The following is a 7,844-nucleotide window of genomic DNA, read 5'->3' as shown; positions in this document are numbered from 1 at the left end:
GCGCCGTGGCAGGGCCGGTGTCTGGATATGGCGAAAATAACGGAGCTTCTCGCCCGTATTTCTGACTGGTATATCAGCCGGGGATATATCACCAGCCGCGCCTTTCTCACCGAGCAGGATCTCTCCGGCGGTCAGCTGAATATTGTGGTGCTGGAAGGGCGGCTGGAAGCGATCCGTCTGGAAGGTGAAACGCCGCGCATGCTGAAAATGGCGTTTCCGGGACGGACAGGCGGCATCCTTAATTTACGCGATATCGAACAGGGGATGGAGCAAATTAACCGTTTGCGCGCCGAACCGGTGCAGATTGAAATTCTGCCGGGAACGCAGGCCGGATATTCCATCGTTAATCTCACGGGCAAGCCGGAATTTCCGTTAAGTGCATCCGTGAGCCTGGATAATAGCGGGCAGAAGAGCACCGGTGAAAACCAGCTGAACGGCGTGCTCACCGCCAATAATATGCTGGGGCTGGCGGATAAATGGTTTGTCAGCGGCGGGCGCAGCAGCGATTTTGCCAGCGCGTACGATGCGCAGAATTTCCAGGCGGGCGTCAGCGTGCCGTCTGGCTACGGCCTGCTGGACTACAGCTACGCCTGGAGTAACTACCGGACCACCATCAGTAACCAGGGCTTCAACTGGCTCTCCACGGGCGATACGAAAACCCACCGCCTTAACGCGTCCTGGGTGGTTTTCCGCAACGGGGATGTCAAAACCGGCATTGCGGCGGGCGTGGTTCAGCGCTCCAGCCGCAACTGGCTGAACGACGCGCCGCTTAAGAGCAGCACGCGCAACCTCTCGAGCCTGGTCCTGGGAATTACCCACACGCAAAAAATGCTGGGCGGCGTGGCGACCTTCAACCCGACCTGGAGCCACGGCATGCCGTGGTTCAATGCCGAAACCGATGAAAATAAATCCGGGGATATGCCGCGGGCGGAATTCCGCAAATGGAGCCTGAACGCCAGCTTCCAGCGTCCTGTTGCCCGTAACGCGTGGTGGCTGACCAGCGCCTACGGCCAGTGGTCGCCCGACCGGCTGTACGGCGCCGAGCGCCTGACGCTCGGCGGCGAAAGCTCCGTGCGCGGTTTTAAAGAGCAGTACCTGTCCGGGGATAACGGCGGCTACTGGCGTAACGAGCTGGGGTATTCCCTCTTCACCCTCCCGGTAATTGGCGCGGTAAGCGCAACGGTCGCCGTTGACGGCGGCTGGCTGGAAAAAGACCGTCAGGACCGCTTTGCCTCCGGCACGCTGTGGGGCGGTTCGGTGGGGCTGAGCAGCGCTGGGCGCGGGTACAGCAGCCAGATTTCGGTCGGCACGCCCCTGCGCTACCCCGACTGGCTCGGCCCGGATCATGTGAGCGTTAACTGGCGCATTGCCTTCATGCTTTAAGAGACTCTACGACTATGGATACCCGTCACCCACCCGTTCGTTTCTCGCAGCGTCTGATCAGCTGGATTGTCTGCGGCCTGATGGTCTGGCAGCCGGTGGCACCCGCCGTCGCGGCGGCGCTCACGCCGGCCGGGCAGACCACGGTGGATAGGGCGGGGAACGGGGTGCCGGTCGTCAACATTGCCACCCCGAACGGGGCGGGCATCTCGCATAACCAGTTCGGTGAATATAACGTCGGCAGCGAGGGGCTTATCCTCAACAACGGCACGGACCGCTTAACCCGGACCCAGCTGGGCGGGCTTATCCAGAACAACCCCAACCTGCAGGCCGGGCGGGAAGCGACAGGCATCATCAACGAAGTCACGGGCGCCAGCCGCTCGCAGCTGCAGGGCTACACGGAAGTCGCCGGTAAGGCGGCAAACGTCATGGTGGCCAACCCGTACGGCATTACCTGTAACGGGTGCGGATTTATCAACACCCCGAACGTCACCCTGACCACCGGCAAGCCGCAGTTTGACGCCAGCGGTAACCTGCTGGCGCTGGAGGTAACGAAAGGGGCCATCACGGTTGAAGGCCAGGGGCTGGACGCCAGCAAGAGCGACGCGCTGTCGATTATTGCGCGCGCGACGGAAGTGAACGCCGCGATACATGCGAACGACCTGACGGTGACCGCAGGGGCGAACCGCGTGGGCGCCGACGGCAGCGTCAGGCCGGTTGCCGGCGAGGGCGCCGCGCCCGTGGTGGCGGTGGATACCGGCGCGCTCGGCGGGATGTATGCGAACCGTATCCGCCTGGTCTCCAGCGAGGCGGGCGTCGGGGTGAACCTCGGCAACCTCACCGCGCGGCAGGGCGACATTCAGCTGGATGCGGGCGGGAAACTGACGGTCAGGAACAGCCTCGCCAGCGGCTCGATTAGCGCGAAGGGCGCGGGGGTGGCCCTCAGCGGCAGCCATCAGGCCGGGGGCGCGCTGAACGTGGCCAGCTCGCAGGATATGGAACTGAATAACAGCACGCTCGCCAGCCAGGGCGACATGCGCCTTTCCGCGGCGGGGAAAGTGCAGATGTCGGGCGGCGGGACAAACAGCGCGGGCGCGCTGGCGGTCAGCAGCGGGCAGGCGATGACGCTCAGCAATACCTCCCTTATCTCCCGCGGCGCGGCGACGCTGAACAGTCAGGATACCCTGACCGTCAACGGCGGCGGCGTGTCGGCACAGGGCGGGGCGCTGACCGTCGCGGGCGGGCAGGGAGTGGCACTTTCGGATGCCACGCTGACGGGCCAGGGCGACACCACGCTGTCCACCGGCGGCAGCCTGACGCAGCGCGGCGGCAGCGTCACCGGCAGGGGCGCGCTCAGCGTGGCGGCCGGGAAGGATATCACCCTGACGAATACCCGCAGCGGAAGCGATACCCGCGCGACGCTCAGCAGCGGCGGCACGCTGTCATCCACGGGCAGTGCGGTCTCGGCAGGAGAGAGCCTGGCGCTGAGCGGCGGGCAGCTGGTGCTGGACGGCCAGAGCCGGGCCGATGCCGCGGCCGATATCCGCCTGACGGGCAGCACCGTCAGTAACCAGGGGCAGGTGAATGCGGGGCGCGACATTGCGCTCTCCGGCGACAGGGTGTCCAGCAGCGGCCTGCTGGCGGCGAAAGGCCGTCTGGACGTGAGCGCCGGAGACCTGACGAACGGCGGCACGGCGCAGGGCAGCGACGTCACCCTGAAGGGGCAGACGGTGACCAACAGCGGCACCCTGCAGAGCGCCGGCAGCCTGACGTTAAGCGCCGGAACCCTGGCGCAGCGGGGCACGCTGAGCGCGAAGGGCAATGCGGACGTCACGGCGCAGCAGACCCTGCGTAACGACGGCAGCCTGCTGGCTGACGGCGCGATGAACGTGACCGCAGGCGTGCTTGAGCAGAACGGCACCCTGTCCGGCGCGACGGCGCTGACGGCGCAGGCCGGCACCCTGACCAGCGGTCAGGCGTCCCGCACGACCAGCCAGGGCAATATACAGATTACCGCGACCCGCAGCGCCAGCCTGAACGGGCAGACGGACGCGGCGGGGGCGGTCACCGTCAGCGCCGGCGACCTGACCACCGGCCGGGACGCGCACCTGCAGAGCGGGCAGGGGCTCACCCTGCAGGCGCAGAACGCCGCGCTGAACGGCACCCAGGCGGCGAAAGGCGCCCTGTCGGTGACGGCGGGCACGATTGCGCATGCCGGGAAATCCACCGGTGACGCGCTGAGCTTTAACGCGACCGGCGACCTGACCAGCGGCGGGGAGCTCACCGCCGGCGCCATTACTCTCAGCGGACAGAACATCCTCCAGTCCGGCGCCGCAAAAGCGGACCGCATGACCCTGACGGCCCCCGGGCGCATCACCAGCAGCGGCTCGCTGGTTGCCGGTATCCTCTCCCTGGACGCTGCCTCGGTGGAGAACGGCGGGCTGCTGCAGGGGACCACCCTGCTCGGCCTGAAGACCGGGTCACTCGCGAACCTCGCGGGCGGGTCGGTCTACAGCGCGCAGGATTTAACGCTGAACGTTCCGGTGCTGACCAACGGCGGGCTTATCACCACCGACGGCACGCTGCGCATTAAAGGCGACACGCTGACCAACCAGGGTGAAATCAACGGCGTCAGCCTGAGCAGCGACTACCTCAGCCTGACCAGCAGCGGACGCCTGCTGGCGGACGACCGGCTCACGCTGAACGGCACTACTCTGGTTAACGCGGGCAGTATTGCCGCCGGCGACCTGCACATCACCGCGAACAGCCTGGAGAACCAGGGCACCGTCGAGGGGGACGCGGCCCTGACGCTCGGCGTGGCAGACCTCACTAACCGCGGCGCGCTGCGCAGCGGCGGAACGCTGACGCTTAACGGCGACACCCTTACCAGCAGCGGCGAGCTCAGCGCCACCGCGCTGCTGCTGAACCTGACCCGTCAGGTCAGCAACGAGGCGGGCGGCCGGGTGATTGCCCGGGACGGCCTGACGCTGACCGCCGCCAGCCTGACCAACAGCGGGCTGATGGCCGGTGCCGACGCGCAGTTCAACAGCGCGTCGGTGACCAACGGCGGCACGCTGCAGGGGACTCATTCCCTGACGGCGGCCGGGGCACAGCTCAGCAACCTGCAGGCGGGCATGCTGCTCTCCGGTGGCGCGCTCGGCCTGCACCACACCACGTTAAACAACGCCGGGCTCATGCAGGGCAGCACCCTGAACCTGGCCACCGGCGAGTGGATGAACACCGGTAACGCGCTGGGGGAAGCGGGCGTGACGGCGGCGGTGACCGGCGCGCTGACCAACAGCGGTAAGGTGCTCAGCCAGCAGGCGCTGGACGTTCAGGCCGGCAATACCGATAACCGGGGCCAGCTGCTGGCGAAAGTGCTGACCCTGCGGGGCGACCTGCAGAACAGCGGCCTGCTTCAGGGCAGCAGCACGCTGGCCTGGTCCGGCAACACCTTCGCGAACCAGACTCAGGGGCAGGTGACGGGCGGTGAGACCCTCACCCTGAGCGGACACACGCTGAGCAACGCGGGCAGCCTGCAGGGGCGCAGCGCCACGCTGGACGCCGCAGGCCTGAATAACCAGGGCAGCGTTCAGGCGCTGGACGCCCTGACGCTTGCCGCGACCGGCAGGCTGGACAACACGGGCGCCCTGCTCAGCCAGAACCTGTTCACGCTGACGGCGGCGCAGCTGTTTAACGACGGCCGGCTGGCGGGGAAAGCGCTGACGGTGAACGCCGCGCAGCTGACCAACACCGGCATGCTGCAGGGCAACGACACGCTGGCGCTGACCACCCGCGCGCTGAGCAACGGCGCCACCGGGCAGCTGGTGAGCGGAAGCGGCCTGAATCTGTCCCTGGACACGCTCGATAACGCCGGTCTGCTGCTGGTGAACGGCGGGCTCACCCTCAGGGGCAGCGACCTGACCAACCGGGGCGATATTCAGGCGCAGGACCTGGATTTGGGTCTGGGCAACGCCCTGAGCAATACCGGGAACATCGTGGCCACCGGCGATGCCGCGCTTCACGCGACGACGCTGACCAGCAGCGGCACGGTGGCGGGCAGAACGCTGACCGCAGGCGCGACGGAGCTGCGCAACAGCGGCCTGATGCAGGGCAGCAGCGCGGTTAACGCCGCCGCTGACCGCTTTATCAACGCGCTGAACGGCAAATGGCTCTCCGGCGGCGGCTTCACGCTGACGGGCGGGCAGCTGACGAACGCCGGTACGCTGCAGGGCGCGACGCTGGACATGACCGGCACCACCCTGACCAGCAGCGGCACGGTGAACGGGCTGACGGGGCTCAGCGGCACGCTCGGCGGGGCGTTAACCAATACCGGGCTGCTGCAGAGCGGCGGCGCAACCACCTTCACCGCGGACACCCTGGCGAACCCGGGGCGCATCACCGGCGGCACGCTCTCCCTGACCGCCCGCGAGATGAACAACGACGGGCTGATGCAGGGAACGAACGGCCTGGCGCTCACCGGCACCGCGCTGACCACGGGCGCGGCCTCGCGCACCCTCTCCGGCGGCATGCTGACGCTGGACGCAGGCCAGCTGACCACGCAGGGCACGCTGCAGGGGAACGGCGCGGACATCCGCGCCACCGGCGACTGGACGCACGGCGGGTCCCTGCTCAGCCAGGGGGCGCTGACGGCCGCGACCGGCGGCACGCTGACCTCGTCCGGCTCGCTGATGAGCCAGGGGCGGGCGGATATCACCGCGCAGACGCTGGATAACCGCGGGCAGCTCCTCAGCGAAGGGGACGTGACGCTCGGCGGCAGCACCCTTAAAAACAGCGGCACCGTGCAGGGGAACACCCTCGCGCTGCGCCAGGACAGCATTAACAACCAGGGCACCCTGACCGGCCTGCAGAGCCTGACCGTTCAGGGGCAGCAGCGGCTGATGGCGCGCATGGCGATGGCCGCGCCGCAGCAGGCGCTGATTAACGGCGCAGGCGGCAGGCTTCTCACTCAGGGCGCGCTGACCATTGCCTCCGGGGCGGTGACCAACGCCGGCAGCTGGCAGGCGCAGAACATTCTGCTTAACGCGCAGTCGCTCAGCAACAGCGGCACGGTGCAGAGCGCCGACGGGCTGCAGATGACGCTGGCCGACGCGCTCACCGGAACCACGGGCAGTAAGATTACCGCGCTGGGCAGCGCCACGCTGCAGGCCGCGACGCTGGTGAACCAGGGGCAGTGGGCGGCGAAAAACCTGACGCTGACCGGCGGCACGCTCAGCAACAGCGGCGCCATCAGCGGGGTGAATGGCCTGACCCTCAGCCAGACCGGCGCGGTCAGCCAGCAGTCGACCGGCACCCTGCTCTCCGGCGGGGCGCTGAACGTCACGGCGGCCTCCGTCACCAGCGACGGCAAAATGCAGGGGAGCACGCTCGGCATCACCACCGGGGCGCTCACCAACGGCGGACGTCTGCAGGGCGATAACGGCGCGACGCTGGCCCTCAGCGGCACGCTGACCAACAGCAGCGGGGGCGAAATCGTCAGCCGCGATGGCCTGACGCTGACCACGCCCGCGCTGTTTAACTACGGCCTGATTCAGGGCGGCGGCGAGACGCGCGTGACCGCCTCCTCGCAGGCGCGTAACGACGGCAGGCTGCTCTCCGGCGCGCGCCTGACGCTCGGCACGCCGCAGTTCACCGGTACCGGCTGGCTGCAGGCCACCGACCTGATACTCAATGCGGCAAACGCCACTAACGGCGGCACGTGGGTGGCCGACCGGGCCACGCTGACCGGCACCACCTTTGCCAGCCAGGGCACCACCCAGGCGGGGCAGCTGACGGTTAACTACGGCCAGCTGAACAACAGCGGCACGCTGCTCGGCAACGCGCAGCTGAGCATCGACGCGGACCAGGTGACCCAGAGCGCGGGCGGCAGGCTGCTGAGCGGCGGCAACCTGTGGCTGCAGAGCCGGGGGCTGGACCTGACCGGCCAGCTGGTCTCCCTGGGGGACTTAACGCTGCAGCTGACGAACGCGTTTACCAGCCGGACCGCCGTGGCGGCAGGCCGAACCCTGACCATCAGCAGCGGCGGCGACATCGATAACCGCAGCGTGCTGCAGGGGCAGGCGGTTAACCTCAGCGCGAGCGGGCAGCTCAGCAACAACGGACAAATCACCACCGGCGGCGGCACCAGCACGCTCTCCGGCAGCAGCGTGGCGCTCAATGCCGCGGGCGCGGTGCAGGGCGGGGGCGACATCACCGTCGCCAGCCGGAGCAACATTACCGTCGACGGCTTCACCGGCACGCGCGGCTCGCTGACCCTGAGCGCACCGGGGTCCATCGTCAACACCGCGCTGCTGTACGCGGCGAATAACCTGGCGCTGTTTGCTGACAGCATCACCAACCGGCGCGGCGACATCATGGCGGGGAACAACCTGTGGATGCAGCGGGATGCGGCGGGGAATGCCAACAGCCAGGTGGTGAACACGTCGGGGAATATTGAGACGCAG

General features: G+C 67.8%; 1 protein-coding gene and 1 pseudogene. Both read left to right on the top strand.

All coding sequences use genetic code 11. From position 1 onward, the window contains the following. On the top strand, positions 1 to 1,383 hold a 1,383-nt coding region (locus QMN93_RS25090), incomplete at its 5' end, for a ShlB/FhaC/HecB family hemolysin secretion/activation protein (RefSeq protein ID WP_159126247.1). Between the two features lie 14 nt (positions 1,384 to 1,397). Further along, a pseudogene (gene cdiA, locus QMN93_RS25085) lies at positions 1,398 to 7,844 on the top strand (contact-dependent inhibition toxin CdiA); the annotation flags it as partial.

Source organism: Enterobacter sp. R-1.6.2 (assembly GCF_035064085.1).
Taxonomy (GTDB): Bacteria; Pseudomonadota; Gammaproteobacteria; order Enterobacterales; family Enterobacteriaceae; genus Enterobacter; species Enterobacter asburiae_B.
The sequence above is the reverse complement of the archived record's forward strand: the minus strand, read 5'-3'. Positions and strand labels throughout refer to the sequence as shown.